This is a genomic window from Pseudomonas sp. HOU2, from assembly GCF_040729435.1.
In the GTDB taxonomy this organism is placed as follows: Bacteria; Pseudomonadota; Gammaproteobacteria; order Pseudomonadales; family Pseudomonadaceae; genus Aquipseudomonas.
The window spans coordinates 3,693,415-3,719,192 of the sequence record NZ_CP160398.1; the positions used below are offsets into that span (position 1 = coordinate 3,693,415).

The window sequence follows — 25,778 nt, forward strand, 5'->3', positions numbered from 1 at the left end:
ATTTTGCGGGTTTACTCCGCAGGCGGAACGTAGCCTTCAGCTTTGGCATAATCCTCGCCGGAGAAGTACTTGTCCATTTCGCCCTGAAGATATTTGCGGTCTTCGGCATTCATCATGTTCAGACGTTTTTCGTTGATCAGCAGGGTCTGGTGCTTCTGCCAGTCGGCCCAGGCCTTGGCCGAGACGTGGTCAAAAATATCCTGACCTTTGGCGCCCGGGAAAGGAGCGCGGTCCAGCGCGGGCAGTTCTTCTTTGTACTTGCGGCACATGATGGTGCGGGTCATGACAACTCTCCTGCGTTCAATACGGCGGCCGCGCGTTCGAGCAAGGTTTTGACCGGGGCGGCAAGGCCCAGGCGCGGCGGGGTGGCGAGGTTATACCAGAGCCAGTCGGCCTCGGCCACGTGATGGCTGGCCTCCTGTACCTGAACCAGCCAGGGTTCGATGGACAACTGGAAATGGCTGAACGTGTGGACGAGGCTTGGCAGCGCCTGCTGCTCGCCCATGGTCAGCGAATGCTGATCGGCCAGATGTTGCAGGTCGTCGAGGTCGTCGAGTTCCGGCAGGCTCCACAAACCGCCCCACAGGCCGCTGGAGGGCCGACGATAAAGCAGAATCGCGCCTTCTTCGTTGGCGAGCATCGGCATCAGCGTGCGTTTCTGCGGGATGGCCTTGCGCGGTTTGGGGATCGGGTAGCGTGTCTCCAGCCCGAGCATGTGCGCCTCGCAACCCTTTTCCAGCGGACACAGCAGGCAGCTGGGTTTGCTGCGGGTGCACAACGTGGCGCCGAGATCCATCATCGCCTGGGTGTAGGCGTTGACCCGATCGTGCGGCGTGAAACGCTCGGCATTGGCCCACAGCTGCTTGGCGACCTTCGGTTCACCCGGGTAGCCCTCTTGCGCGGTAAAACGCGCCAGAACGCGTTTGACGTTGCCGTCGAGGATCGGCGCGCGCAGGCCCATGCTGATGCTGGCGATGGCGCCGGCGGTGGACAGGCCGATCCCCGGCAGATCCGTCAGCTTTTCGACGTCACGGGGAAACTCGCCGCCGTACTGGCTGACGACGATCTTCGCGGTCTTCTGCAAATTGCGCGCGCGGGTGTAGTAACCCAGCCCGGTCCACAGGTGCAGCACTTCGTCCTCCGGCGCTTCGGCCAGCGCTTGCACCGTTGGCAGCGCGGCCATGAAGCGGTCGAAGTAATTGAGCACGGTGCTGACCTGGGTCTGCTGCAACATGATCTCCGACACCCACACCCGATACGGATTGATGTCCTGCTGCCAAGGCAAATCGTGGCGGCCGTGGCGGTCGAACCATTCCAGCACCGCCGTGGAAAACTGCTCCGCTCTCATCGCTTGAACAGCCCCTTCAATGCGTTTTTCAATTCCGGGCTGACCTTGTCGCCGAGTTTTTCATCGATCTTCTCGCTGAGTTTGTCACCTGCGATTTTGGTCGCGACCTGGCCGAGACGTTCGTTGTCCACACGGCAGGCCTTGGCGCCCAGCTCCAGCGGGCCGCGGCAGCGCAGCGGCCACTCGATGCCGACGAATTTCTCGCCGACCTGACAGGCCGGATCCGGCATGGCGCTGGTGTCGCCTTCGACGATGATGCCGACGCGGTAATCCATGCCCAGCACGCGCAGGTCGATGTCACCGTCGCCGTTGACGGTCATGCCGGGAATGCGCACTTTCAGGTCCGGGTTGCTGGCGATACCGTTGCGAAAGCTCAGGTTGCCCTTGAGTTCCTGGAACGGCGTGTCCTTGCCCCGTGGCTCGCCGCTGAGGGTTTTGCGGTTGAGGGTGGCGATGCCTTTGCACAGTTGCTGTTCAAGGTTGGCGTTGAGCAGCACGCCGTTGTTGATCACGAAACTGGCGTTGCCGTTGAGGGTGTCGATCAGCGCCTGCTGGCTGTTGCCGCTGCCAGTGAGGCTGCTGGTCAGCGTGACCAAGCCTTTGACCGGCGGATTCTTGCCTTGGCTTTCGAGGATTTTCTCGGCCGGTACACGGTTGATCCTGGTTTGCAGGTTCAGCACCGGCGCACTCGGGCGCACGTCGAGGGTGCCCTTGGCTTCGAAGTCGCCGTTGTACAGGCCTCCGCGCAGGTTCTCCAGGGTCAGCAGGCCGCCCTGGCCGGTGGCCTTGAGTGCGGCGTTCTGAATCGGCAGTTTGTCCAGGGTCAGCTGGCCGAAGGTCAGGTCGGCATCGATGTCGAGTTTGGCCAGACGCTCGACCGGCAGCAGACGCTCGGTGCTCCAGGCGCTTTTGCTTGGCTTGTCCGGCAGCGGAGTGCTGCCGGCGCCGGCCATGGCATCGGCTTCGGTGCTGGCGACTTCGGCCTGACGCACTTGCGTGGCGTTTTTGGCTTTTTCCGATTTCGGCGGCAGATAGCGGTCGACGTCAAAGGTGTCAGCCTTGAGGATCGCGCGCAGCGACTGCTTGGCGAAATCTTCCACGGCAATGCGTCCGCTGAAGCTGCTGTCGTCGAGTTTCAGGTTGATGTTGTCGAAGGCCACGCTGGTTGGCGTGGCGGCCACGCGGCTGACCAGTTCGACTTTGCTCAGGCTGCCGGGCGCCATGGCTGGTAGCGTCTGGCCGATGCTGTCGACAAATTTCGCCAGATCGAACTGGGCGATCGAGAGACCGCCAGTGATCTGCGGGGTCTTGTCGAGGTCGTTGACCTTCAGCTCACCGAGCGCGCGCAACTGGTTGGCGGAGATCTTGATCCCGGTCCATTCGGCGACATTCGCTGCCTTGTCCAGGGAGATCTGCCCTTGGGCGGAGAAAGTCATGGCTTTGCCCTGCAGCGGATCGCCGGTCAGTTCGCCGGACAGTTTCATGTCTTCGAATTTGTAGCGCTGCAGGGCGCGCTCGATGCGCAGCTCGCCGTTGAGTTCGGTACGCACGCGCAACACAGGCTGATTGGTGCTGAGGAACGCCGTGGCTTTCAGCGGAATGTTGATCGAGTCGTGTACCGCGCCGGTGCTCAGCTGGATGCTTTCGGCACTGTATTGCTTGCCGGTCTGCTCGTCGTTGTATTCAACGCGGGCGTTATTGACGGTCAGGCTGTCGATGTCGAGGCGGATCGGCTGCGGCGGTTTTTCCGGCTGGGCGACCTCTGCAACAGGCGGGCTGGCAGGCGTCGGGCTGCCGGCAGGCGTGGCGGGAGGTGGCAGCTTGCCGATGTCTTCCCAGTTGCCGTGGCCGTTCTTGTCGCGTTTGAGGCGCAGGTTCAGGCCTTCGACGCGCACATCGCTCATCTGCACTTCGCGGCGCAACAGCGGCAGCACGCGCACGGACAGGCCGAGCATCTGCAGGTCGGCATACGGTTCGGTCGGGTTGATCAGGGTGGCGATGCTGGCCTCATGCAGTTCCAGGCCGAGCCACGGGAACAGGCTCCAGCCGATATCGCCATTGAGCGTCAGCTCGATGTGGGCCTTGTCGCGAGCTATCTGGCGAATCTCGTCTTTGTAGTCGTTGGGATCAAACAGGTGGGTCAGGGCGAAGCCCGCCGCCACAATGATCAGCAACAGCCCGAGAAGTACCAGACCCAGGATTTTGCCGAACGCTTTCATGGGCGAGTCCTTGTAGTTAGTCGAATTCGTAATTTAGCCGGGGAGTATAGCGCTGCATCCGCCCGGTTCGGGGCGCTGTCATGTCGCGATGACGTCCAGCGGCAATTGCAATTTGGTAGCCAGCGCCTGAGCTTCAAGGTGTCCGGCCGGTGCCAGCAGGCGCAGTTGGGCTCCCGCTTGCGACGCCATTTTCTGTGCTTGGTTCACCAGCCGCTCGGCTACCCCACGGCGCCGGGTGACTTTTCGTACACACAAATGTGACAAGTACCAAACCCTGTCGTGCCTTGTCAGGCGTGCTGCACCGAGCAGGCGATCGTTGAAACGTCCTGCAATCAAAGAGCCGTCAGCCAGGCTGTTTTCGATCAGTTGAGCGTCCCCGGAAAACGGTGCGAATAGCCATTGCGGAGCGTCACGATAGATTTTTTGCAGGTCCTGTTGATCCTGGTAACTGGCATCGTTCAGCGCTTGGACAGCGATCGGCATGGCTTTTTCCTGTGGGGACGAGATCAGATGACATGAAAAAGGTGATATCAGTTTGGTTTTTCTGTCACGTGCAAATGGTAACCTTCGCCGGTTCGTCCGTCCTTCTGCGACTTAACGTCGCGCCTTCAAGGAGCTTCACCCGAAAAAACGGTCATGCCTGCGTGCATAAAGGCCGAGGGTGAGCAGTGGCTGGCGAACCATACTAATAATTGGGGGATACACAATGAGCACGAGCATCACGGCGGACGGCCTTCGCGCCGACCAGCCTGCGTTCCTGTCCAAGGAACGCATCATCGCCAAGCCCGGTTTCAACCGCTGGCTGGTTCCACCGGCCGCTCTGGCCATCCACCTGTGCATCGGCATGGCCTACGGTTTCTCGGTGTTCTGGTTGCCGCTGTCCAAGGCGCTGGGCGTCACCGCTCCGGTGGCTTGCGCACCGGACATGAGCTTCATCGCTCAGGTCTTCTCTTCGCAATGCGACTGGCCGATCTCCATGCTCGGCTGGATCTACACGCTGTTCTTCATCTTCCTCGGCTGCTCGGCCGCGATCTGGGGTGGCTGGCTGGAACACGCCGGGCCACGCAAGGCTGGTGTGGTTTCGGCACTGTGCTGGTGCGGCGGTCTGCTGATCTCGGCGCTGGGGATTTATACCCACCAGATCTGGCTGATGTGGATCGGCTCCGGCGTGATCGGCGGTATCGGTCTGGGCCTGGGCTACATTTCGCCGGTATCGACCCTGATCAAGTGGTTCCCGGACAAGCGCGGCATGGCGACCGGCATGGCGATCATGGGCTTCGGTGGCGGCGCGATGGTCGGTGCACCGTTGGCGACTGCGCTGATGAGCCACTTCGCTTCGCCTGCCGGTGTCGGTGTGTGGCAGAGCTTCGTGGCCATGGCGGCGATCTACTTCGTGTTCATGATCGGTGGCGCCCTGGCTTACCGCGTGCCGCCAACCGGCTGGAAGCCTGAAGGCTGGACCGCTCCGGCAAAGAAAGCGTCGAACGCGATGATCACCCACCGTCACGTGCACGTGAATGTGGCGTGGAAAACCCCGCAGTTCCGTCTGGTGTGGCTGGTGCTGTGCCTGAACGTATCGGCCGGTATCGGCATCCTCGGCATGGCTTCGCCACTGCTGCAGGAAGTGTTCGGCGGCAAGCTGCTGGGCGTCGACGTGCCGTTCGGTCAACTGGACGCCGGGCAACTGGCTTCGATCGCCGCGATCGCTGCCGGCTTCACCGGTCTGCTGAGCCTGTTCAACATCGGAGGCCGCTTCTTCTGGGCTTCGTTCTCGGACTACCTGGGACGCAAAAACACCTACTTCGTGTTCTTCGCCCTCGGTTTTGCCCTGTACGCGCTGATCCCGAACATGGGCCATCTGGGCAATGTTGCGCTGTTCGTGGCGGCGTTCTGCATCATCCTGTCGATGTACGGTGGTGGTTTCGCGACCGTTCCGGCGTATCTGGCTGACCTGTTCGGCACGCAGATGGTCGGTGCGATCCACGGTCGCCTGCTGACTGCCTGGGCCGCCGCCGGCGTGCTCGGTCCGGTGTTGGTGAACTACCTGCGTGAGTATCAGCTGAGCATCGGCGTTGAACGCGCCGCCGCTTACGACATCACCCTGTACATCCTCGCGGGCCTGCTGGTGCTGGGATTCCTGTGCAACCTGCTGGTGCGTCCGGTGGCCGACAAGTACTTCATGACCGACGCTGAACTGGCCGCCGAACAGGCGCTGGGCCACGATAAAGGTGCTGATGCCAGCACCGTGCTGGAGTGGAAAGCCGCACCGGGCAGCAAGCCGCTGGCGATTGCCGCGTGGCTGGCGGTGGGTATTCCGTTGGCGTGGGGTGTGTGGGTGACCCTGCAGAAGACGGCGGTACTGTTTCACTAAGGTGTTAGCTGGATAAACACCGAACCTGTGGGAGCGAGCTTGCTCGCGAAGGCGCAGTGTCAGTCGACATCAGTGTTGGCTGAACTACCGCATTCGCGAGCAAGCTCGCTCCCACATTTGTTTTCGGGGGTGCCTGTAATGGCTTGTATGGACATGTCTACCCGCGACAGCCGGGGCTTCTGTCCGTCAGGCATCTCACGTCGCGTGTTTCTGTTTCGGCCCCGCGTGCCTATAATGGCTGCCTTTTTCGCCCAATGATTTTGCGGAGCTGGTGATGGCCGAACGTAAGGCGTCTGTCGAGCGCGACACTCTGGAAACCCAGATCAAAGCCTCGATCAACCTTGATGGCACCGGAAAGGCCCGATTCGATATCGGTGTTCCTTTTCTTGAGCACATGCTGGATCAGATCGCCCGTCACGGGTTGATCGACCTGGATATTGAATGCAAGGGCGATCTGCATATCGACGACCACCATACTGTGGAAGACGTCGGTATCACCCTCGGCCAGGCCTTCGCCAAAGCCATCGGCGACAAGAAAGGCATCCGTCGCTACGGCCACGCCTACGTGCCGCTCGATGAAGCGCTGTCGCGCGTGGTGATCGACTTCTCCGGCCGTCCAGGCCTGCAGATGCACGTGCCGTATACCCGTGCCACCGTGGGCGGCTTCGACGTCGACCTGTTCCAGGAATTCTTCCAGGGCTTCGTCAACCACGCCTTGGTCAGCCTGCACATCGACAACCTGCGTGGCACCAACACCCACCACCAGATCGAAACCGTGTTCAAGGCTTTCGGCCGCGCCCTGCGCATGGCCGTCGAGCTGGATGAGCGCATGGCCGGGCAAATGCCATCGACCAAAGGCGTTCTGTAATGCAGACGGTTGCAGTTATCGACTACGGCATGGGCAACCTGCACTCGGTGGCCAAGGCCCTGGAGCACGTCGGCGCCGGCAAGGTGATGATCACCAGCGATGCCGACGTGATCCGCGAAGCCGACCGGGTGGTATTCCCGGGCGTTGGCGCGATTCGCGATTGCATGGCAGAGATCCGTCGCCTCGGTTTCGATTCGCTGGTACGTGAAGTCAGCCAGGATCGTCCGTTTCTCGGCATCTGCGTCGGCATGCAAGCCCTGCTCGACAGCAGCGAAGAGAACGACGGCGTTGACTGCATCGGCCTGTTCCCGGGCGCGGTGAAGTTCTTCGGCAAAGACCTGCATGAAGACGGCGAGCACCTGAAAGTCCCGCACATGGGCTGGAACGAAGTGCAGCAGAAAGTCAGTCACCCGCTGTGGCACGACATTCCGGACATGGCGCGTTTCTACTTCGTGCACAGCTACTACATCGCCGCCGCCAACGCGCGGCAGGTGGTGGGCAGCGGTCATTACGGGGTCGATTTCGCCGCAGCGCTGGCCGAAGGCTCGCGTTTTGCCGTGCAGTTCCACCCGGAGAAGAGCCATACCCATGGCCTGCAATTGCTGCAGAACTTCGCCGCGTGGGACGGTCGCTGGTAAATGGCCGCCAAGAAGTCCAAACCGCCGATCCTGACCCTCACTCCCGAACAGGAGAGCGAGGCCAATCGCAAGATTCAGCGGTTCATGGAAGACCGTTTCGAACTCGACCTGGGTTCGTTCGAAGCGGCGGAAATTCTTGAGCTGTTTACCCGTGAAATTGCTCCGCACTATTACAACAGGGCGATTTTCGATGTGCAGACCCACCTCAAAGAGCGGTTTGAAAGCATCGAAAGCGACCTGTGGGCGCTCGAGAAAAACTGATTTCCGAGCCAAGCTGAACATTCAAATTTGAAGGTTTGCCAGATGCTGATTATTCCCGCTATCGATCTTAAAGACGGTGCCTGCGTACGTCTGCGCCAGGGCCGCATGGAAGATTCCACAGTGTTCTCCGAGGACCCGGTGAGCATGGCTGCCAAGTGGGTGGAGGGCGGTTGCCGCCGTCTGCATCTGGTCGATCTGAACGGCGCATTCGAAGGCCAGCCGGTCAACGGTGAAGTGGTCACCGCGATCGCGAAGCGTTATCCGACCCTGCCGATCCAGATCGGCGGCGGTATCCGCTCGCTGGAAACCATCGAGCACTACGTCAAGGCGGGCGTCAGCTACGTGATCATTGGCACAAAAGCCGTAAAAGATCCGGCGTTCGTCGCTGAAGCCTGCCGCGCGTTCCCGGGCAAGATCATCGTCGGTCTGGATGCCAAGGACGGTTTCGTTGCCACCGATGGCTGGGCTGAAATCAGCACCGTGCAGGTCATCGACCTGGCCAAGCAGTTTGAAGCCGACGGCGTGTCCTCGATCGTTTATACCGACATCGCCAAAGACGGCATGATGCAGGGCTGCAACGTACCGTTCACCGCTGCACTGGCTGCAGCGACGAAGATCCCGGTGATCGCCTCCGGCGGTATCCACAATCTGGGTGACATCAAGTCGCTGCTCGACGCCAAGGCGCCGGGCATCATCGGCGCAATCACCGGCCGGGCGATCTACGAAGGCACCCTCGACGTTGCTGAAGCGCAAGCTTTCTGCGATTCGTACCAAGGCTGAGGACTGACCATGGCGCTGGCCAAACGCATCATCCCTTGCCTGGACGTGGACAACGGCCGGGTCGTCAAAGGTGTGAAGTTCGAAAACATCCGGGATGCCGGTGACCCGGTGGAAATCGCCCGTCGTTATGACGAGCAGGGTGCCGACGAGATTACCTTTCTCGACATCACCGCGAGCGTCGATGGCCGCGACACCACGCTGCATACCGTCGAGCGTATGGCCAGCCAGGTGTTCATCCCGCTGACCGTCGGTGGTGGCGTGCGCACCGTGCAGGACATCCGCAACCTGCTCAATGCCGGTGCGGACAAGGTCTCGATCAACACTGCAGCGGTGTTCAATCCGGAGTTCGTCGGCGAAGCGGCGCAGCATTTCGGCTCGCAGTGCATCGTCGTCGCCATCGACGCGAAGAAGGTCTCCGGCCCGGGTGAAACCCCGCGCTGGGAAATCTTCACCCACGGCGGGCGCAAGCCGACCGGCCTCGACGCGGTCGAGTGGGCGAAGAAGATGGAAGGCCTCGGTGCCGGCGAGATCCTGCTGACCAGCATGGATCAGGACGGCATGAAAAACGGCTTCGACCTCGGTGTGACCCGCGCAATCAGCGATGCGCTGGGCATTCCGGTGATCGCTTCCGGCGGCGTCGGCAACCTGCAGCATCTGGCCGACGGCATCCTTGAAGGCCACGCCAGCGCGGTACTGGCGGCGAGTATTTTCCACTTCGGCGAATACACTGTGCAGGAAGCGAAAGCGTATATGGCCAAACGCGGCATCGTGATGCGCTAAACCGTACAGGCCAGTGGACAGCATGGCGTACCCAAGGCACTCTTGGGCACGCCATGGATTCCGGTAGCCCGACATGATCAAACGCCTGCTTCTCGTTCTCGCCAGTGCCTCTGTGTTGTTAATCAACACGGCGCGGGCCGAAAACAGTCCTGACACCGATCTGGTGCTCCTCACCGAAAACTTTCCGCCCTACAACATGGCGAAAGACGGCAAGAATTTCGCCAAGGGCGAGAACATCAACGGCATTGCCGCCGACATCGTGCGTGAAATGTTCAAGCGTGCCGGGCTCACCTATAGCCTGACGCTGCGCTTCCCATGGGAGCGCGTCTACAAGCTGGCGCTGGAAAACCCCGGCTACGGCGCCTTCGTGATGGCCCGCCTGCCGGACCGCGAAAACCTGTTCAAATGGGTCGGCCCGATCGGTCCGGACGACTGGATCATGTTGGCCAGGGCCGACAGCAAGATCACCCTCGACACCCTCAACGATGCGCGCAAATACAAGATCGGTGCCTACAAGGGCGATGCGATTGCCGAGACGCTGACCAAACAAGGCTTGAAGCCTATGGTCGTGCTGCGCGATCAGGACAACGCGAAAAAACTGGTCAACGGCCAGATCGACCTGTGGGCCACGGGCGATCCTGCCGGGCGTTATCTGGCGCGGCAGGACGGGGTCACCGGCCTCAAGACCGTGCTGCGCTTCAACAGCGCCGAGTTGTACCTGGCGCTGAACAAGGATGTGTCGGATGCAACGGTCGCCAGGCTGCAGGCGGCGTTGGATCAGATGCGCAAGGACGGGGTTGTCGATGAAATCATGGGGCGCTATCTGTAGCCGTCGGTGCCGGCTGTTCCGCTGTATTGTGGGGGCATTCGTGCGGTGGATATTGCAGTAGATGCAGATTTTCGTCGTGGGTGTAGCCGAGATTGATCCCCACTTGCGAACCGTCTGCCCTCAGCAACTCGTAAAAACTCTCCAGTTGATAAACCGCCACGAACCTGCCTTTGCCTGCCATGGCAATTACATGGGTGACAGACGGCGCCTGCCAGCCGCTAATTGAAGTCTCGCTGTGGGTGAACTGACTGTCCAATCTCGCCGAGAACGGTAATGTCGGAAGCATATCTGCATGCCTTGTCCAGGGACCGACGAAATTCACCGTAGTCAGTTGAGTGAATAGTCGCAGCATTTTCGGATTCTGCAGCCGCTGCGTCGTCCATTTGAACGCCCGGCTTCCATCGCCCGTGTTGTGTCCGCTCCCAACCAGATAGTACTGGTCGGTTCTTTCCAGGCGATAAAACGGCGTGGTGCGCAATTGTTCGAGTGGTGACAAGTCATCCTTGACGGCAAACCATGGAAGCTCGACCACTTGAGCGATAGTCGCTGCTCCGTTTTTTTGCGGAGCATCCGCTGCGCTGAGCACCGGCAACTGTGGCGATGATTTGATCAGGGGGGTGATCTGCATCCGTAGCGAATAGACCCCGACATTGTTCTCGGGCCGGTTGAAAGTGTTTGCCGCAAAAAAAGTACCTGGTGCGAAGTGAATCTCTCCCGGGGCTGCACCGGGTGGAGTGACACTCCATGCACTGAGGCTCTGTCGGGCGCCGCTGCCCCTGTCGTTCCAGATCAGTTCGCCGATGTCCGAGGCGATCACCAGATCGGCGCGTACACAGCGAACCGCGTTGAGTGAAGGTTTTTCGTGATCATTGGAACAGACCGCGCCCATGGCCACATAACCTTGCGGGGCAAGCGGTCGCCATACGGCACCGTCTTTCTTCGAGCCTGAGCCGGAATCTTTCCAGATCAGCTCGAAATCCTCCGGACGGCACAGTGCCGGGCCATTCATTGAATCTGCACTGGGGAAATCGGCTTCGCAAACCACGGCGACGACGGTGCTGCCGTTGATGTTGTGTAGTCCGGCGGTGAACACGTCGCCGAGCGGAAAATAGCCCGGCAACACATCTGGCGCCGGAGTCGGGCGCCAGAAGGCCGCGGGTTTAGCCCGTGAGCCGGTGCTGTCCCAGATGCGGTGAAATTCCGAGGTGAAATGGATCAGCAGATTGTCGTGTCGGATCGGCTCGATTTGCCTGGATGGCGCTGCGGCCTGGTCATGAATGGTCATGGTCACTCCTGATAGTTGAACGGCGACTCAAGGGAGTCGCGACCCGTTGCAGGCCTCACTATCGGTGTTCGTCTCCGCTCTCTGGCGGTAACTATGTATGACGTCGTGACCAGTTGTTTCCGAAAAAACCGTTCCGTGCCATCGGCTGCCTTGCGCTCCCGTTTTGCCCATTAATGCGGAAGCACAAGGCCGGCGTCGCTGATCAGCTCAGGGGGCGCTGTTTTTGAGCGCTTCCCATTCCCGGACGTATTCCTTCAATTCTGAGCGCTGATTGTTGGGGTCGACGGCGTAAACGCAGAGCTTGAGGGGGAAGTTGCTTTCCGGACGCAGCCAATTGGAAGTCACACGCCTATAACCCTGCGGGTCTTCGCAGCTGACTTTTCCAGCAAGACCGTCTTTTACCTCGTAGCCATCAAGGCCCTCGTTCTTGCGTTTCGGCCAGAAAATCTGCGCCCTGTTTATTTCTTTGTTAAAGGATATATCTACGGTCGGAACAGGCGTCGGGCCTGCATCAATCAGGTAAGTGGGGACAGTGACGGCATTGCGATAAGTGCCGGCGGGCAATAGGTTCTCGATACTGTTGGTGGCAATGATACAAAGATTGTTAAGCCCGGTTTCAGGTCCCATTGGAACATTTAGCCGAGTGGGGGCGGTGTCAGTATTGATTGGCTGGCTGTAGCCTTGCGGAGTTTCGCAGTCGAGCGGATCAGTAGTTCGTTTGGTCCGGATAAAGCGAGTGCTGGCGGTTACTTCAAAGTTCCAGGCGGGATAAATATAGTTACCGTGCTCGTTTACGCTGATCTTTGCATACATTGGCAGTCGTGGGGGCAGACTCATGGATGCTGCCGGAAATAACTCGCACACTTGCGGGTTGGTATTGAGTTTGCCATCGATAAAGCAGTTGTTGAAAACCGAGGTCGGGCTACCGTAACTGCCGCTTGGCATCTGGCCATATCCGGGCAGTGGCGTCAGATGCTCTGCGAGGGTACCCAGAACGGCATAGACCTCGTTGGTCGCTCGGACAATGACCGGGCTCCCCGAGCTGCCGGAAGCAACATCTTTGCATTGGTTGCTGACAGTATGTCGCCACACCCAGGGCGTTTCGAAAATGGCTGGCGAAGGATCATGGGTGCAAGCGGACAGTCGCAATGGCGTCCCGCCGGGGGCGTGCACAATCAGAATGTCACTTGCGTCAGCCGGCGGTTGCTGTGCCAGTTTCAGAGGCGTGATGCCCTGCGCCCGAAGTTCACCCTGTGATACTTCAAGCTCCAAAAGAGCCAGATCGATGCCCTGAATGCTGCTCCAGGAAACTTTTTTCAGAGGGAAAGTCTTGCTGGCATCCTCCGTATCAAGGAAATGCTTGAAGGTTATGGTGGCTTTAATGGGCTCATCCGTTTGCATGACGCCATTGTCTTTGCCCACACAGTGTGCACTGGTGAGAGCATAGGCGGAGTCTGACGGTCGAGCGCTGTTGGTATCAATAAGAAAGGCAGTGCATACGCCGTGTTCGCGGCTTTGGTATTTGCCGATTCCTGTCCAGTAGTCATGCTCGCCGTTCTTGTTGCTCAGGTATTTCGATGGCGCATGATTCTCGGCGCCTTTGCCATAATCGACAGGGGTTGAGTAAGCGGGGAGCGAAAGGGCCGCAAGTAATAAGAAACTTGGGTGAAGCGTATTTAAGTTCATGGCCAGTCCTTGGCTAATGTGCGGGATATGAGACTGGCGCAGAATAAGGTGGTTTTGCCTTATTGTGGTTTCGGAGGTGTTGCTATTTGTTGGAGTTGCAAAGAGTTATTGGAAACCCGCTGCAAAAACTAACGGTAAATTCCGTTCTTTCCGTGTGCAGCGGTGGCCTTGTTACTGCGCACGCTGATCATCTGCTTGATGTCGATCCACTCGATGCCTTGCGCCTTGAGTTTCGGCATTTCACGTTCCAGCACTGCCAGTGTCTGCGGATAAGGGTGACCGATCATCACCGCCGAACCCTGCTTGTGCGCCAGGCTGATGGCCGTTTGCAGTTGGGTAAAGATGGCGGCTTCCGTGCGCTCGTCATCGAGGAACACATCCCGTGAAACACTGGCCAAGTCGATTTTCTGAGCCTGCTGCGCCGCCACGGTCTGGGCGCTGGTGCGGCTGTCGACGAAGAACTTGTGACGGCGTTGCAACTCGCCCATCAGCCACGCCATTGCCACCGGTTGCGCGGTCATGCGGCTGCCCATGTGGTTATTGATGCCAGCGGTGTAGGGGACCATTTTGAACGCAGCGTTAAGGCGCCTCTCAAGTTCTTCGAGCGGCAGCTCGGGATGCCAGGCATACGGGCCGGTGGCCGGGTCCATGGGCATATGCAGGATCACGATCTTGCCGGCGCGATGGGCTTCGCGGGCGAATTCGGTAGCGTGCGGAGTGTCGGGCATGATCGCTGTGGTCACCGGGCCGGGCAGGGCCAGCACGCGGCGATCCCGGGGCAGGTTCTGTCCCAGGTCGTCGATGATCAGCGTCAGGTAGGCTTTTGGCGGGGGCGTCCTGGCGGGTTCTGCGTGAGCAGCACCCGCCAGACAGCAGAGCAGGACGAAGAAGAAACGCAAAGACATCCTCAACGGCCGGACGTGATGCTCAGCCCTTTGAGCAGGCTCAGGGCCTGGGCCAACTGGTAATCGTCATCCTGCGGCATGGCCTTGGCCTTGGCGCCGGAACCGGTCGGCTTGTCTGCACCGCCGTTGCCGTTGCCCAGGTGACCTTGCAGGTCGGCTTCCTTGAAGTAATCGCCGTCCGCCTCGTTGGTGATCTTGGCCTTGCGCACTTCGATGTCCGGGACGATGCCCTGGGCCTGAATCGAGCGACCGTTCGGCGTGAAATACAGCGCGGTGGTGATCTTCAGTGCGCGGTCGTTGTTCAGCGGCAGCACGGTCTGCACCGAGCCTTTGCCGAAACTGGTGGTGCCCATGACCACGGCGCGTTTCTGATCCTGCAGGGCGCCGGCGACGATTTCCGAAGCCGAGGCGCTGCCACCGTTGATCAGCACGACCATCGGCACCGCTTCGCTTTCGTCCTTGCCGGTGGCGGAGAAGCGCAGCTCGGAGTTGGCGATCCGGCCCTTGGTGTAAACGATCAGGCCTTTCTTGATGAAGTGGTCGACCACTTCCACTGCCGCCTGCAACACGCCGCCCGGGTTGTTGCGCAGGTCGAGGATGATGCCGTTGAGCTTTTTGCCGTTGTCCTTGCGCAGCTTGGCCAGGGCCTTGGAAACCTCTTCGCCGGTCTTGACCTGGAACTGGGTGATGCGGATGTAGCCGTAGCCCGACTCCAGCAGCTGCGCCTTGACGCTCTTCACCTGAATCACGGCGCGGGCCAGGGTCACGTCGAACGGCGTGCCACCGTCGCGCACCAGGGTCAGGGTGATCTTCTGGCCGATCTTGCCGCGCATCTTGTCCACGGCTTCGGTCATGGTCTGGCCGCGAGTTGGCTGGCCGTTGATCTTGACGATGAAGTCACCGGCCTGGATGCCGGCCTTCGACGCCGGGGTGTCGTCGATTGGCGAGACGACCTTGATGAAGCCGTCTTCGGAGCCGACTTCGATGCCCAGGCCGCCGAATTCGCCGCTGGTGCTTTCCTGCAGCTCGGTGAAGTCTTCAGGGCCGAGATAGGCGGAGTGCGGATCGAGGTTGCTGAGCATGCCCTTGATCGCGTTTTCCAGCAGGGTCTTGTCGTCCACCGGTTCGACATACGCTGCCTTGATCCGGTCCATGACCTCGGCAAAGGTGCGCAACTCTTCCAGCGGCAACGGGGCCTTGGCGGTCGCGGCAGTGCCTGCCGGAGCGACGGCCGGGGCCGGTTGAGCGGCGAACGCCAGAGGCGCGCCGATCACCAGGGCGATCGTCAGGGCCAGCGAGGTAAGGCGGGACAAATGCAGCATGTCGAACGAACTCCTGAATTAGGCGACGCGCTTATCCTTGCGCGTGACACCATTGCGCCGGATCACTCGGGTGACCCTGCTGACGAATTGCGAAATACAGCGCTGGCGTGTCCTGACCACCACTGTTACCCACAGTGGAGATCGACTCACCGGCTTTTACCACGTCACCGGCCGACTTGAGCAGCGTCTGGTTGTGACCGTAAAGACTCAGAAAACCATTGCCGTGATCGAGGATCACCAGCAGCCCGGCGCCGCGCAACCAGTCGGCGAACACCACGCGCCCGCCGTGCACGGCATGCACCTGGCTGCCGGCAGCGGCGCTGATCATCACGCCATCCCACTTGGTCCGGGCATCGTCGCCCCGGCTTTCGCCGAAGCGTGCCAGCAATCGACCATCAACCGGCCATGGAAGTTTTCCCCGGGTTGCAGCAAAAGGGCCACCGAAGGTCTCGCCGCTGCTGGATACCAGCGCGCCGGGGGTTGGTCTGGCTGGTTTTCGTGGGGCGTCGCTGTTATCAGCCTGCGCCTCACGCAAACGCTTTTTTTCCGCTTCCTGCTGGGCAATCAGCGCTTTCTGTCGCGCTTCTTCTGCCTCACGGGCCTGGCGGGCCAGGGTTTCTTCAATGGTTTTAAGGACTTTAGACAGGTCTGCCTGATCCTGCTCGCGGGCGGCCAGTTTCTGGTCGCGGGCTTTCACGTCATCGTTGAGTTTGGCGAGGACTTGCTGGCGTTCCTTGCGGACCTTTTCCAGCTCGTCGCGCTGGGTGTCGAGGCTGCTTTTTTGTACCAGCAATTGCGCCTGCTGCATGGCGATGTCTTTTTCGACATTGGCCAGTTGGCGCAGGGTTTCGTTGAAGTTCTTCAACTGCTCCAGGCGGGCCTGGCTCAGGTAATCGTAATAGGTGAGAGTGCGGGCGAATTTCTCGGGATTCTGCTGGTTGAGCAGCAGCTTGAGGTATTCCTGACGGCCGTTCTGATAGGCCGCGCGGGCCTGGATGGCGATCAGTCGCTGTTGTTCAGTGCGCGCGCTCTGGAGTTTTTTTTTCTCCGCATCGAGCCGCTGCAGCTCGGATTCGCTTTTCTTCAGCTCTTTCTGCAGGGCATCGACCTGCTTCTCGAGCTTGCCCATCTCGGTCTCGGTGCCCTTGAGCTCTTTCTGTACACCGGATTTTTCTTCCTGCAGCTTGCCCAGCAGCTTTTTCAGCTCGGCAATGTCCTGACGCGTGGCATCCAACTGCTGTTGGGTTTGCGCGCGCTCGTCAGCGAAGGCCGGTTGGAGCAGGCAAGTCAGAGCGAGGGCGATCAGGACGCGGAGCATAGAGGCGGGCGGCACCAGGGTAATGGACGGCCTAGTATGCCCGCCCGGGGCTGCAAAAAAAACGCCCAATTGGGCTTGTGTGATAACTGGAGCGGCAGACAGGCTCATTTCCATTTCGAAAACCCCATAAACCACTGTGGGAGCTGGCTTGCCAGCGATGGCGTCTGCACATTCAACATAGCTGTTGGCTGTCAGATTGCTATCGCTGGCAAGCCAGCTCCCACAGGGTTTGGCGATGTTTGATCTGGCGAATTACACCAGAATCGAGGTACCAGTCATTTCCGCCGGTTTTTCCAGACCCAACAGCATCAGCATGGTCGGTGCCACGTCCGCCAGTACGCCGCCTTCGCGCACTTTGAGGTCACGCTTGCCGACATAAATGAACGGCACCGGCTCGGTGGTGTGCGCGGTGTGCGCCTGGTGGGTTTCTTCATCGGCCATTTTTTCGACGTTGCCATGGTCAGCGGTGATCAGCGCTTCGCCCCCCACCCTTTCCAGCGCTTCGACGATGCGACCAACGCAGGTGTCCAGGCACTCCACGGCTTTTACCGCAGCGTCGAACACGCCGCTGTGGCCGACCATGTCGCCGTTGGCGTAGTTGACCACGATCACGTCGTAACGCTGGTGTTCGATGGCATCGACGATGCGGTCGGTGACTTCCGGCGCGCTCATTTCCGGTTGCAGGTCGTAGGTGGCGACTTTCGGCGACGGGATCAGGATGCGCTCTTCACCCGGGAACGGTTCTTCACGGCCGCCGGAGAAGAAGAAGGTCACGTGCGCGTATTTTTCGGTTTCGGCGATGCGCAGCTGAGTCTTGCCGTTTTTTGCCAGGTAGTCGCCAAGCACGTTTTCCAGGCTGCCCGGAGCAAAGGCTGCAGGGGCTGGAATGCTGGCGGCGTATTGGGTCAAGCCCACGTACTGCACTTTTGGCTGGCGCGCGCGCTCGAATTCCTTGAAATCGTCTTCGACAAATACTCGGCTCAGCTCGCGGGCACGATCGGCGCGGAAGTTCATGAACACCACGGCGTCGCCGTCTTCGACCTTGACCGGCTCGCCGATGGTGGTGGCTTTGACGAATTCGTCGCTCTCGCCACGGGCGTAGGCGGCGTCGAGGCCTTCCTGCGCGGTGGCCGCATTGAATTCGGCGTTGCCGTCGACGATCAGGTTGTAGGCTTGGGAGACGCGGTCCCAACGGTTGTCACGGTCCATCGCGAAGTAGCGCCCGATGAGGCTGGCGATGCGACCCTTGCCAAGTGCCTGAAAGGTCGCGTCGAGCAGTTCGATCGACGACGCGGCGCTTTTCGGCGGGGTGTCGCGGCCATCGAGGAAGGCGTGCAGGTAGATCTTTTCGGCGCCGCGCTTGAAGGCCAGTTCGGCCATGGCGATCAGGTGATCCTGGTGGCTGTGTACGCCGCCATCGGACAGCAGGCCCATGAAGTGCACGGCTTTGCTGGCGGCCACGGCTTTATCCACGGCGGCGCAGATGGTCGGGTTGTCGAAGAACTCACCGTCGCGGATCGCTTTGGTCACGCGCGTGAAGTCCTGATACACCACGCGCCCGGCGCCGAGGTTCATGTGGCCGACTTCGGAGTTGCCCATCTGGCCGTCAGGCAGGCCGACGTCCATGCCGCTGCCCGAGATCAGGCCGTTCGGCACCGTGGCCCAGAGACGATCGAGCACAGGCTTTTTCGCTGCATAAACGGCATTGGATTCGTGGCTGTCACTGTGACCGAAGCCGTCGAGAATCATCAGGACCAAAGGTTTAGGCGTGGTAGTCATGGAATCCACTCGTGGCTAATAAAGAAGAGGGCGTTGAAAAAGGGAGTGGCGAGTTTAATGCTTAGTTCCGACCACGTCACCGCCGGACGGGGTTTGGCCCACCATAGTGGCTGTGTATACTGGCCGACATTTTAACGCCCTGGAACCTCCTTCGATGGTTGCTCACCTGATTGAATTTGCCACTAACCACTACATTCTTGTCGGTATCTTCGTCGTATTGCTGGCTTTGCTGCTGGCGCACACGATGCAGGGCGGCGGTAAGAGCCTGAGCACCGGCGAACTGACCGCACTGGTCAACAAGGACGCAGGCGTGGTGGTGGACATCCGTCCGGCGAAAGATTACGCCGCCGGCCATATCGTTGGCGCGATCAACATTCCTCAAGACAAACTGGCTGCGCGTACCGGCGAGCTGGAAAAGCACAAGGCCAAGACCATCATTCTGGTGGACGCCCTGGGCCAGACCGCTGGCACCCACGCTCGCGAGCTGATGAAATCCGGCTTCACCGCCGCCAAGCTGTCCGGCGGGATCTCCAGTTGGAAAGGCGACAACCTGCCTCTGGTGAAGTGATATGAGCGAAGTCATCGTCTACTCCAGCGACTACTGCCCTTACTGCATGCGAGCCAAGCAATTGCTCGCGAACAAAGGTGTGGCCTTCGAAGAGATCAAGGTCGATGGCAAGCCGCAGATTCGTGCTGCCATGAGCCAGAAGGCCGGACGCACGTCCGTGCCGCAGATCTGGATCGGCGAAAAGCACATCGGCGGTTGTGATGATTTGTATGCCCTGGAGCGCGCCGGCAAGCTCGACGCGCTGCTCAAGGCCTGAACGGCTGCACCCACGTACAGCAATCCCTAAAAGACCCAAGATCAGAAAGGATCTGAGATGACTGACCAACAGAACACTGCAGCCAGCGAAGAAGAAACCGCACCGCAATTCTCCTTGCAGCGCATCTACGTACGCGATCTGTCCTTCGAAGCCCCGAAAAGCCCGGCGATCTTCCGCCAGCAGTGGGACCCGACCGTCGGTCTGGATCTGAACACTCGCCAGAAAGAGCTGGAAGGCGATTTCTACGAAGTCGTGCTGACCCTGTCCGTGACCGTGAAAAACGGTGACGAAGTGGCCTTCATCGCTGAAGTGCAACAGGCCGGTATCTTCCTGATCAAGAACCTCGACGCGGCTTCGATGAGCCACACTCTGGGTGCGTTCTGCCCGAACATCCTGTTCCCGTACGCTCGCGAAACCCTGGACAGCCTGGTGACCCGCGGTTCGTTCCCGGCCCTGATGCTGGCGCCGGTGAACTTCGACGCGCTGTACGCGCAAGAGCTGCAGCGCATGCAGGAAGCTGGCGAGACGCCGACCGTACAATAAAAGCTTCGTTTGCCCCATGAAAAAAGCGCCGTTTGAAGGCGCTTTTTTCATGGGGTAAACGAAACCTTCATGTAGGAGCTGCCGAAGGCTGCGATCTTTTGATCTTGTTTTTGAAGATCAAAAGATCGCAGCCTGCGGCAGCTCCTACAGGGGTGATGTTTTTGCGGGTGGGTGGTTATTTGAAGTCGTTCTGTCGCCACGCTTCGTACACGGCCACCGCCACGGTGTTGGACAGGTTCAGGCTGCGGCAGCCTTCACGCATCGGCAGGCGCAGGCGCTGTTCGGCGGGCAGGGCGTCGAGCACTTCCGGCGGCAGGCCACGGCTTTCCGGGCCGAAGATGAACGCATCGCCCGGGACGAACGCGGCATCGTGGAACGGCCGTGAGCCTTTGGTGGTGAACGCGAACAACCGTGGGTTGCCGAGACTCTCAAGGCAACTGGCGAGGTCGGCGTGACGCTGCAACGTGGCATATTCGTGGTAGTCGAGACCGGCCCGGCGCAAGCGCTTGTCGTCCATCTCGAAACCCAGCGGTTCGATCAAATGCAGGTGGCAGCCGCTGTTGGCGCACAGCCTGATAACGTTGCCGGTGTTCGGCGGAATTTCTGGTTGAAAAAGGATGACGTGAAACATGCACGGCTCCGAAGGTAAAGATGACGCGCATTCTACGCCGCAAGCCGACCCGCGTTCGAAACTATTCCCGCGGGTGATCGGTTCGCTGGCGATTTTCGGGCTGATGATCGGTTTGATGATCGGCCGCCTGACCACGCCGGACCCCAGCGTGCTGCAGCAGGTCGAGGTGAGCGCTGACGGCCTGGTGGTGTGGTTCGATAACGAACCGAAGCTGCACGGTGAAATCATCGATGGCACTGTGGCCCTGTTGTTTCAGGCAGAGGGCAAGGCGCAAAAGGGTCAGCTCAAGCTCAACGGCAAGGACGTGAACTGGCGAGCGCGCTTGAGTGACGGTGGGCTGTTGCTGACGGTGCTGGCGGCGCGGCCGCTGCAGGGGGACTGGGCCGCCAGCAAGGTCGATGGCCGCTGGAGGCTGGAGATCCATCTCCGGGAGCAATAAAAGCGGGAATCCCCGGCCTGCCTGTACCAGGGTTCCCAAAACGGGGCGGACTTCGCTGAGAGCGTCGGTCCGGTGTAAAGAGGGAACCCCCGGCCTGCCTGTACCAAGGATCCCAAAAGGGTGGGTTCGCCGCGTTGCGGTTTGAACCCGGTGTAAAGAGGGGAATCCCCGGCCTGCCTGTACCAAGGTCCCCGAAAGGTTTGGTGAATCGAATCACCTATAGAAGGTTTTGCAGGATGCGTGCCAGGTTTTCATTTGCTGAAACAGAAAAGCTGATCAGAAACATGAAAGCCCCGGAATTCGGGGCTTTTGTGTTTTTGAAAAAGGGTTTATCAGTGTTTTCAGGGTTGAGTGAGGCGATGCGGCTGTGCGCGATCGCGGGTCATTGTGCATTGATGCGGTGCACGGTGGTCCCTCACCCTAACCCTCTCCCAGTGGGAGAGGGGACTGACCGAGTTGCTGGTTCAAGTTACGCCGACCTGAAACACCCCGTCGAACTCAGGTCTTGAACATCATACAAATCGGCTCCCTTTCCCCCTCTCCCCAATGGGGGAGAGGGCTGGGGTGAGGGGGTGGATCCTGAGTACAAAACTATCCTGAAGCGAATGAGGTTTTAACCCTCATCCCCCTCATCATCATCCCCACCGTCCACTTTCATCCCCAATTCCTTGATCTTGCGCGTCAGGGTATTACGCCCCCAGCCAAGCAATACCGCCGCATCACGACGGCGACCGGCCGTGTGCTTCAGTGCAGTCTCGATCATGATCCGCTCGAACGCCGGCACCGCGCTGTCGAGCAGGCTCGACTGGCCGCGGGCCAAGGCCTGATCGGCCCACTGGCGCAGCGCCTGCTCCCAGTTGGTCACTGGCGCCGAGTCCTGCGGCAGGCTCAGCAGTTCCGGCGGCAAGTCACTGATGTGCACTTCGCGCCCGGAGGCCATCACCGTGATCCAGCGGCAGGTGTTCTCCAGCTGCCGTACGTTGCCCGGCCATGGCAGGTTCTTCAGGTATTCCTCGGTCTCGCTCTTGAGCAGCTTCGGCTCCACCGCCAGTTCTTGGGCGGCGCGGCTGAGGAAGTGCTTGGCCAGGGTCGGGATGTCTTCGCGACGGTCCGACAGGCGTGGGATGTGGATGCGGATCACGTTGAGGCGGTGGAACAAGTCCTCACGGAATTTTCCGGCATGCACCAGGGTTTCCAGATTCTGGTGAGTCGCGGCAATGATCCGCACATCGACCTTGACCGGCACATGGCCGCCAACGCGATAGAACTCGCCATCGGCCAGTACGCGCAGCAAACGGGTCTGAGTGTCGGCCGGCATGTCGCCGATTTCGTCGAGGAACAGCGTGCCGCCGTCCGCCTGTTCGAAACGCCCGCGACGCAGGTTGGCCGCGCCAGTGAATGCGCCTTTCTCGTGGCCGAACAGCTCGGATTCCATCAGGTCCTTGGGGATCGCCGCCATGTTCAGCGCGATGAACGGCGAGGCCGCGCGCGGGCTGTGGCGGTGCAGGGCGTGGGCAACCAATTCTTTACCGGTGCCGGATTCGCCGTTGATCAGCACAGTGATGTTGGAGTGGCTCAAGCGGCCGATGGCGCGAAACACCTCCTGCATCGCTGGCGCTTCGCCGATGATTTCCGGGGTGCGGGTCAGCGCCGGCACTACTTCCAGGCCTTGCTGCTCCTGCGCATGCTGGTTGGCGCGTTTGACCAGCGACACCGCCTCGTCGACGTCGAAGGGCTTGGGCAGGTATTCGAAAGCGCCGCCCTGATACGAGGCCACTGCGCTGTCGAGGTCGGAGTGCGCGGTCATGATGATCACCGGCAACCGTGGGTGTTGCTCGCGGATGCGCGCCAGCAGGTCGAGGCCACTGGCGCCCGGCATGCGGATGTCGGAAATGATCACATCAGGCTGCTGACGGGCCAGACGACTCATCACGCCATCGGCGCTGTCGAAGCTCTGCGTGGTCATGCCTTCCTGCTGCAAGGCTTTTTCCAGAACCCAACGGATAGAACGGTCGTCATCGACGATCCACACGGTTTCACTACGGCTCATGTCGATGTGGCTCCTTGTTCCAGTGGCAGAAAGATCGAGAACGTGGTGTGGCCGGGGTGGCTGTCACACTCGATCAGGCCCTGGTGCTGGCTGATGATGTTCTGGGTGATGGCCAGGCCCAGCCCGGTGCCGTCCGGGCGGCCGCTGACCATGGGAAAGAAGATGGTTTCCTGAAGTTCTGCAGGGATCCCCGGGCCGTTGTCGATGATCTCGATCTTGGTCACCAGGCGATGGCGGACGTGGCCGATGGTGAACTGGCGCATGGTCCGGGTGCGCAGGCTGATGCGACCCAGACGCAGCTCGTTCTGGCTGCTGATCGCCTGCATTGCGTTGCGCACGATGTTCAGTACGGCCTGAATCATTTGTTCGCGGTCGATCAATACGTCGGGAATGCTCGGGTCGTAGTCGCGCACCAGGGTGATGCAGCCCTGGCTTTCCGCTTCGACCAGTTGGCAGACGCGTTCGAGCACTTCGTGGACGTTGCACAGCGCCAGCGACGGCAGTTTGTTCGAGCCGAGCATGCGGTCGACCAGATTGCGCAGACGGTCGGCCTCTTCAATGATCACGTTGGTGTAGTCGCGCAGGCTGTCTTCCGGCAGTTCGCGGGCCAGCAATTGCGCGGCGCCACGGATGCCGCCCAGCGGATTCTTGATCTCGTGAGCGAGGCCGCGCACCAGCATCTTGCTGGTTTCCTGCTTGGACAGTTGCGCCTCTTCCTTGGTGATCCGCAGCAGGCGATCACGCGGGTGCACCTCAAGCAGAAGCATGGTCGCGCCGTTGCTGAGGATCGGTGTCACCGCATAGTCCACGGTCAGGGTCTGGCCGGTGAGGGCGGTGAGCATCGCTTCGCGCTTGGTGAACGGGTGTGCCTGTTCCACCGCCTGACGCAGTGAGTTGAGCGCCTCGGTGGACTCGGTGAACAGCTCGCTGATGAACTGCCCATGGCTGCGCTGGCCGCTGATGGCCAGCAGCATTTCAGCCGCCGGGTTCATGTACTCAAGGCGCAGTTCGGCATCGAGCAGAATGGTGGCGGTGGTCAGGTTGTCGAGCAGCAAACGGTGGATTGCGTCGCTAATAGTCATCGGAGCCTCTTTTGGGGGCGGAGCGTGCGCAAGAAGCAGGCGTCGTTAAACGGAAAATGCAAAAACCAAACCAAGGCTCCGAAAAGAAGCGTTCAACCCCTGAAACAGGCGTTTGACGCTCGTTTGCGTGGCGCTCAATGCACGTGAGCGGGAAGTTTCGAACCAAAATGGGTTGGAATATGGGTACGGTGCAGCCTCATGCACCAATATAGTGCGCAAAGCTGAACGGCGTTAGAAGAAACGCAGGAAGGGGTTTTTTTCTTCGACCGGTTTGTCTTTCAGCGGGCATTCCGGGCGTACGCCGTAGTCTTCGCTGACGCAGGGTTTGACCTGGCGTTTCTGCGCCAGGGAGATGCGCAGCATGTGGAACGGCTGGTTGGCGGTGCGCTCGACGGTGCGACCCTGCTCATCGAGGATTTCCACCGACAGGTTGTGGCTGCCGCGATCAATGTTGCTCAGCGGGAACACCGGACTCAGGCCCGGCTCGCCGGTGGCCTGGCCGTCCAGTAGCAGGCGATAGCGATGGCCCTGCTGCAGGCCCGGTTCGCTGGTGACGCTGACGATCACTTCGCCGGCGCTGCTGCGAAGGGTCGCGTCCGGCTCGGGGATCAGGATGCGCAGCATCTCGTAGTGGAACAATGGTTGTTCCGCGACCTTTTTCGCAGTGCTGATCGGTGCTGCAGCCGTGGGGTTGGCCGACATGCGATTACTGGTCGCGACAGGTACGCGCTTGGCGTTACCGCGTGGCTGGTCGGTGTAGACGCGATTGCCCTGCGCGTCGATATAGGTGAAGACCTCGGCGTGCACGGACTGGGCGCACAGGCACAGGATCAGCCAGAAAATCCTCATGGTTTGTGCACCCGCTGCACGGTGAACACCACCGCTGGACTCTGCTGGATGATCGCTTCGCCGTCGATCACTTGCACCGCGAGACGATGCTCTCCGCGATCGACGTTCACCAGTTGCAGGATCGGCACGTTGCTCGGCTGGCCGTAAGGTGCGTCGTCCAGGACCAGCCTTAACTGGTGCGGCGCCTGCAGGCGCGGCTTGATCAGCACGCTGACGGTGAAGGTGCCGTTGTTGGCGCGCAGGGCCTCTTCGGTGGGCAGGCCGGTCAGCTCCAGCACTTCATAGGCATTGCGCGCTGGCGCACGGCTGGTGGTGTCTGAGGGAGGCGCACTCGGTGTCTGAGGCTGAACGCTGTTGAGCGGCGGCAAATCCACCGGCTGCGCCTGTACGCCGTCCGGCGCATGATCGCTGTACACCGTGTTACCGCTGGCGTCGGTGTACTTGTAGATCTGTGCTGATGCGGTAAAGGTGCAAGCCAGCAACAGAATTAACAGTAATGACCGCATTCGGACGTCCTGTGAGCAGCGGATATCACTCCGACAATGGAATACCCTCGCCGTCAGCATAGAACACAACCAGCTCTACGGGTTCATCCCCGGTGACGCCGCGATGACTGCGGTCGACCATCTCGGCAACGGCCTCGCCCTGCTTGAAACGCTGGCTGCGGCCATCGTCCCGGCTTTCGATCGTCAGTTCGCCGGAGAGAATATAGGCGGCGTTGGGAGTCGGGTGGGTGTGCCATTGGAGCTGGGTATTGGCGGGAATCCTGAGTTTGAGCACCGACAGTTCGGGGGCGGCGTTGGGATAGCGTACGTAGGGCGTTCCATCCCAAGACGTGCCGCTTTCAAGCAAGAGCTTGCGCTCTATCTGCCCGGGTTTGTCGGGAGAGGTGCAACCCAGCAGGGTGAGAGCGGCCAGAGTCGCCAGCAGTGTTTTGAAGGGGCAGTAGTTCATCGCGTTATTCCTCGAAT

At 60.3% G+C, this 25,778-nt stretch carries 27 protein-coding genes; 11 read left to right on the forward strand and 16 right to left on the reverse strand.

Annotated elements, in window-relative coordinates:
• Positions 1 to 11 precede the first annotated feature (11 nt).
• From ABV589_RS16760 to ABV589_RS16775, 4 genes are all read right to left on the reverse strand, one after another.
• Entirely contained in the window at positions 12 to 284 is a 273-nt protein-coding gene (locus tag ABV589_RS16760) for an oxidative damage protection protein (protein ID WP_007961706.1), read from the reverse strand.
• Positions 281 to 1,348, reverse strand: a complete 1,068-nt coding sequence (gene mutY / locus ABV589_RS16765; protein WP_367082605.1) for an A/G-specific adenine glycosylase — start codon at positions 1,346 to 1,348, stop codon at positions 281 to 283. Before mutY ends, ABV589_RS16760 begins: the two co-directional genes overlap by 4 nt.
• Positions 1,345 to 3,567, reverse strand: coding sequence for an AsmA family protein (locus ABV589_RS16770; RefSeq protein WP_367082606.1), 2,223 nt, complete (start codon positions 3,565 to 3,567; stop codon positions 1,345 to 1,347). The genes mutY and ABV589_RS16770 overlap by 4 nt, the downstream gene beginning before the upstream one ends.
• Positions 3,568 to 3,645: 78 nt before the next feature.
• A complete protein-coding gene (locus tag ABV589_RS16775; RefSeq protein ID WP_367082607.1) occupies positions 3,646 to 4,050 on the reverse strand; it encodes an acetyl-CoA sensor PanZ family protein in 405 nt (134 codons plus the stop codon).
• Between the two features lie 223 nt (positions 4,051 to 4,273).
• On the opposite strand from ABV589_RS16775, the gene ABV589_RS16780 reads away from it, so the two are divergent.
• From ABV589_RS16780 to ABV589_RS16810, 7 genes are all read left to right on the forward strand, one after another.
• Complete coding sequence (locus tag ABV589_RS16780) at positions 4,274 to 5,938, forward strand: OFA family MFS transporter (protein ID WP_007961711.1); 1,665 nt, start codon at positions 4,274 to 4,276, stop codon at positions 5,936 to 5,938.
• A 274-nt stretch (positions 5,939 to 6,212) separates the two neighbouring features.
• Entirely contained in the window at positions 6,213 to 6,806 is a 594-nt protein-coding gene (gene hisB, locus ABV589_RS16785; protein ID WP_007909204.1) for an imidazoleglycerol-phosphate dehydratase HisB, read from the forward strand.
• Complete coding sequence (gene hisH / locus ABV589_RS16790) at positions 6,806 to 7,444, forward strand: imidazole glycerol phosphate synthase subunit HisH (RefSeq protein WP_367082608.1); 639 nt, start codon at positions 6,806 to 6,808, stop codon at positions 7,442 to 7,444. The genes hisB and hisH overlap by 1 nt, the downstream gene beginning before the upstream one ends.
• On the forward strand, positions 7,445 to 7,705 hold the full coding sequence (locus tag ABV589_RS16795; protein WP_007952545.1) for a DUF2164 domain-containing protein: 261 nt from the start codon (positions 7,445 to 7,447) through the stop codon (positions 7,703 to 7,705).
• A gap of 42 nt (positions 7,706 to 7,747) precedes the next feature.
• Positions 7,748 to 8,485: a 1-(5-phosphoribosyl)-5-[(5-phosphoribosylamino)methylideneamino]imidazole-4-carboxamide isomerase gene (gene hisA, locus ABV589_RS16800; RefSeq protein ID WP_329698980.1), complete on the forward strand. Its 738-nt coding sequence runs from the start codon at positions 7,748 to 7,750 to the stop codon at positions 8,483 to 8,485.
• Between the two features lie 9 nt (positions 8,486 to 8,494).
• Positions 8,495 to 9,265: an imidazole glycerol phosphate synthase subunit HisF gene (gene hisF, locus ABV589_RS16805; RefSeq protein ID WP_007909211.1), complete on the forward strand. Its 771-nt coding sequence runs from the start codon at positions 8,495 to 8,497 to the stop codon at positions 9,263 to 9,265.
• A gap of 73 nt (positions 9,266 to 9,338) precedes the next feature.
• Positions 9,339 to 10,094, forward strand: coding sequence for an ABC transporter substrate-binding protein (locus ABV589_RS16810; RefSeq protein WP_346650711.1), 756 nt, complete (start codon positions 9,339 to 9,341; stop codon positions 10,092 to 10,094).
• Here ABV589_RS16810 and ABV589_RS16815 read toward each other — a convergent pair.
• The 6 genes from ABV589_RS16815 to gpmI form a co-directional block, all read right to left on the reverse strand.
• Positions 10,075 to 11,379 carry a Vps62-related protein gene (locus tag ABV589_RS16815; protein WP_367082609.1) on the reverse strand — a complete coding sequence of 435 codons (1,305 nt, stop codon included), beginning with the start codon at positions 11,377 to 11,379 and terminating at the stop codon, positions 10,075 to 10,077. The genes ABV589_RS16810 and ABV589_RS16815 overlap by 20 nt on opposite strands.
• Positions 11,380 to 11,586: 207 nt before the next feature.
• Complete coding sequence (locus tag ABV589_RS16820; protein WP_367082610.1) at positions 11,587 to 13,065, reverse strand: serine protease; 1,479 nt, start codon at positions 13,063 to 13,065, stop codon at positions 11,587 to 11,589.
• Positions 13,066 to 13,193: 128 nt separating this feature from the next.
• Positions 13,194 to 13,970 (reverse strand): divergent polysaccharide deacetylase family protein, encoded by a 777-nt coding sequence (locus tag ABV589_RS16825; protein WP_367082612.1) that lies wholly within the window; start codon positions 13,968 to 13,970, stop codon positions 13,194 to 13,196.
• Positions 13,971 to 13,972: 2 nt separating this feature from the next.
• Complete coding sequence (locus ABV589_RS16830; protein WP_041071409.1) at positions 13,973 to 15,292, reverse strand: S41 family peptidase; 1,320 nt, start codon at positions 15,290 to 15,292, stop codon at positions 13,973 to 13,975.
• Positions 15,293 to 15,323: 31 nt separating this feature from the next.
• Positions 15,324 to 16,610 (reverse strand): murein hydrolase activator EnvC, encoded by a 1,287-nt coding sequence (locus ABV589_RS16835; protein ID WP_367082613.1) that lies wholly within the window; start codon positions 16,608 to 16,610, stop codon positions 15,324 to 15,326.
• 252 nt (positions 16,611 to 16,862) lie between these two features.
• A complete protein-coding gene (gene gpmI, locus ABV589_RS16840; protein ID WP_367082615.1) occupies positions 16,863 to 18,389 on the reverse strand; it encodes a 2,3-bisphosphoglycerate-independent phosphoglycerate mutase in 1,527 nt (508 codons plus the stop codon).
• Positions 18,390 to 18,543: 154 nt separating this feature from the next.
• Between gpmI and ABV589_RS16845 the strand changes: the two genes are divergently transcribed.
• The 3 genes from ABV589_RS16845 to secB are packed head-to-tail and all read left to right on the forward strand — an operon-like array spanning position 18,544 to position 19,756.
• Positions 18,544 to 18,957, forward strand: coding sequence for a rhodanese-like domain-containing protein (locus ABV589_RS16845; RefSeq protein ID WP_007961724.1), 414 nt, complete (start codon positions 18,544 to 18,546; stop codon positions 18,955 to 18,957).
• A gap of 1 nt (position 18,958) precedes the next feature.
• On the forward strand, positions 18,959 to 19,213 hold the full coding sequence (gene grxC / locus ABV589_RS16850) for a glutaredoxin 3 (protein WP_003220774.1): 255 nt from the start codon (positions 18,959 to 18,961) through the stop codon (positions 19,211 to 19,213).
• A gap of 57 nt (positions 19,214 to 19,270) precedes the next feature.
• Positions 19,271 to 19,756, forward strand: a complete 486-nt coding sequence (gene secB, locus ABV589_RS16855; RefSeq protein WP_027611264.1) for a protein-export chaperone SecB — start codon at positions 19,271 to 19,273, stop codon at positions 19,754 to 19,756.
• A gap of 175 nt (positions 19,757 to 19,931) precedes the next feature.
• Here secB and ABV589_RS16860 read toward each other — a convergent pair whose 3' ends face one another.
• Positions 19,932 to 20,387: a tRNA (cytidine(34)-2'-O)-methyltransferase gene (locus ABV589_RS16860; RefSeq protein WP_003220777.1), complete on the reverse strand. Its 456-nt coding sequence runs from the start codon at positions 20,385 to 20,387 to the stop codon at positions 19,932 to 19,934.
• Between ABV589_RS16860 and ABV589_RS16865 the strand changes: the two genes are divergently transcribed.
• Positions 20,386 to 20,826, forward strand: coding sequence for a hypothetical protein (locus ABV589_RS16865; RefSeq protein ID WP_367082617.1), 441 nt, complete (start codon positions 20,386 to 20,388; stop codon positions 20,824 to 20,826). The genes ABV589_RS16860 and ABV589_RS16865 overlap by 2 nt on opposite strands.
• Before the next feature lie 613 nt (positions 20,827 to 21,439).
• Here the strand turns inward: ABV589_RS16865 and ntrC are convergent.
• The 5 genes from ntrC to ABV589_RS16890 form a co-directional block, all read right to left on the reverse strand.
• Positions 21,440 to 22,876: a nitrogen regulation protein NR(I) gene (gene ntrC, locus ABV589_RS16870; protein WP_007961729.1), complete on the reverse strand. Its 1,437-nt coding sequence runs from the start codon at positions 22,874 to 22,876 to the stop codon at positions 21,440 to 21,442.
• Positions 22,873 to 23,958, reverse strand: a complete 1,086-nt coding sequence (gene glnL, locus ABV589_RS16875; RefSeq protein WP_007961730.1) for a nitrogen regulation protein NR(II) — start codon at positions 23,956 to 23,958, stop codon at positions 22,873 to 22,875. Before glnL ends, ntrC begins: the two co-directional genes overlap by 4 nt.
• 231 nt (positions 23,959 to 24,189) lie before the next feature.
• Positions 24,190 to 24,807 carry a DUF4124 domain-containing protein gene (locus ABV589_RS16880; RefSeq protein WP_367082619.1) on the reverse strand — a complete coding sequence of 206 codons (618 nt, stop codon included), beginning with the start codon at positions 24,805 to 24,807 and terminating at the stop codon, positions 24,190 to 24,192.
• On the reverse strand, positions 24,804 to 25,313 hold the full coding sequence (locus tag ABV589_RS16885; protein ID WP_367082621.1) for a DUF4124 domain-containing protein: 510 nt from the start codon (positions 25,311 to 25,313) through the stop codon (positions 24,804 to 24,806). Before ABV589_RS16885 ends, ABV589_RS16880 begins: the two co-directional genes overlap by 4 nt.
• Before the next feature lie 25 nt (positions 25,314 to 25,338).
• Positions 25,339 to 25,761: a cupin domain-containing protein gene (locus tag ABV589_RS16890; protein WP_367082623.1), complete on the reverse strand. Its 423-nt coding sequence runs from the start codon at positions 25,759 to 25,761 to the stop codon at positions 25,339 to 25,341.
• Positions 25,762 to 25,778 lie beyond the last annotated feature (17 nt).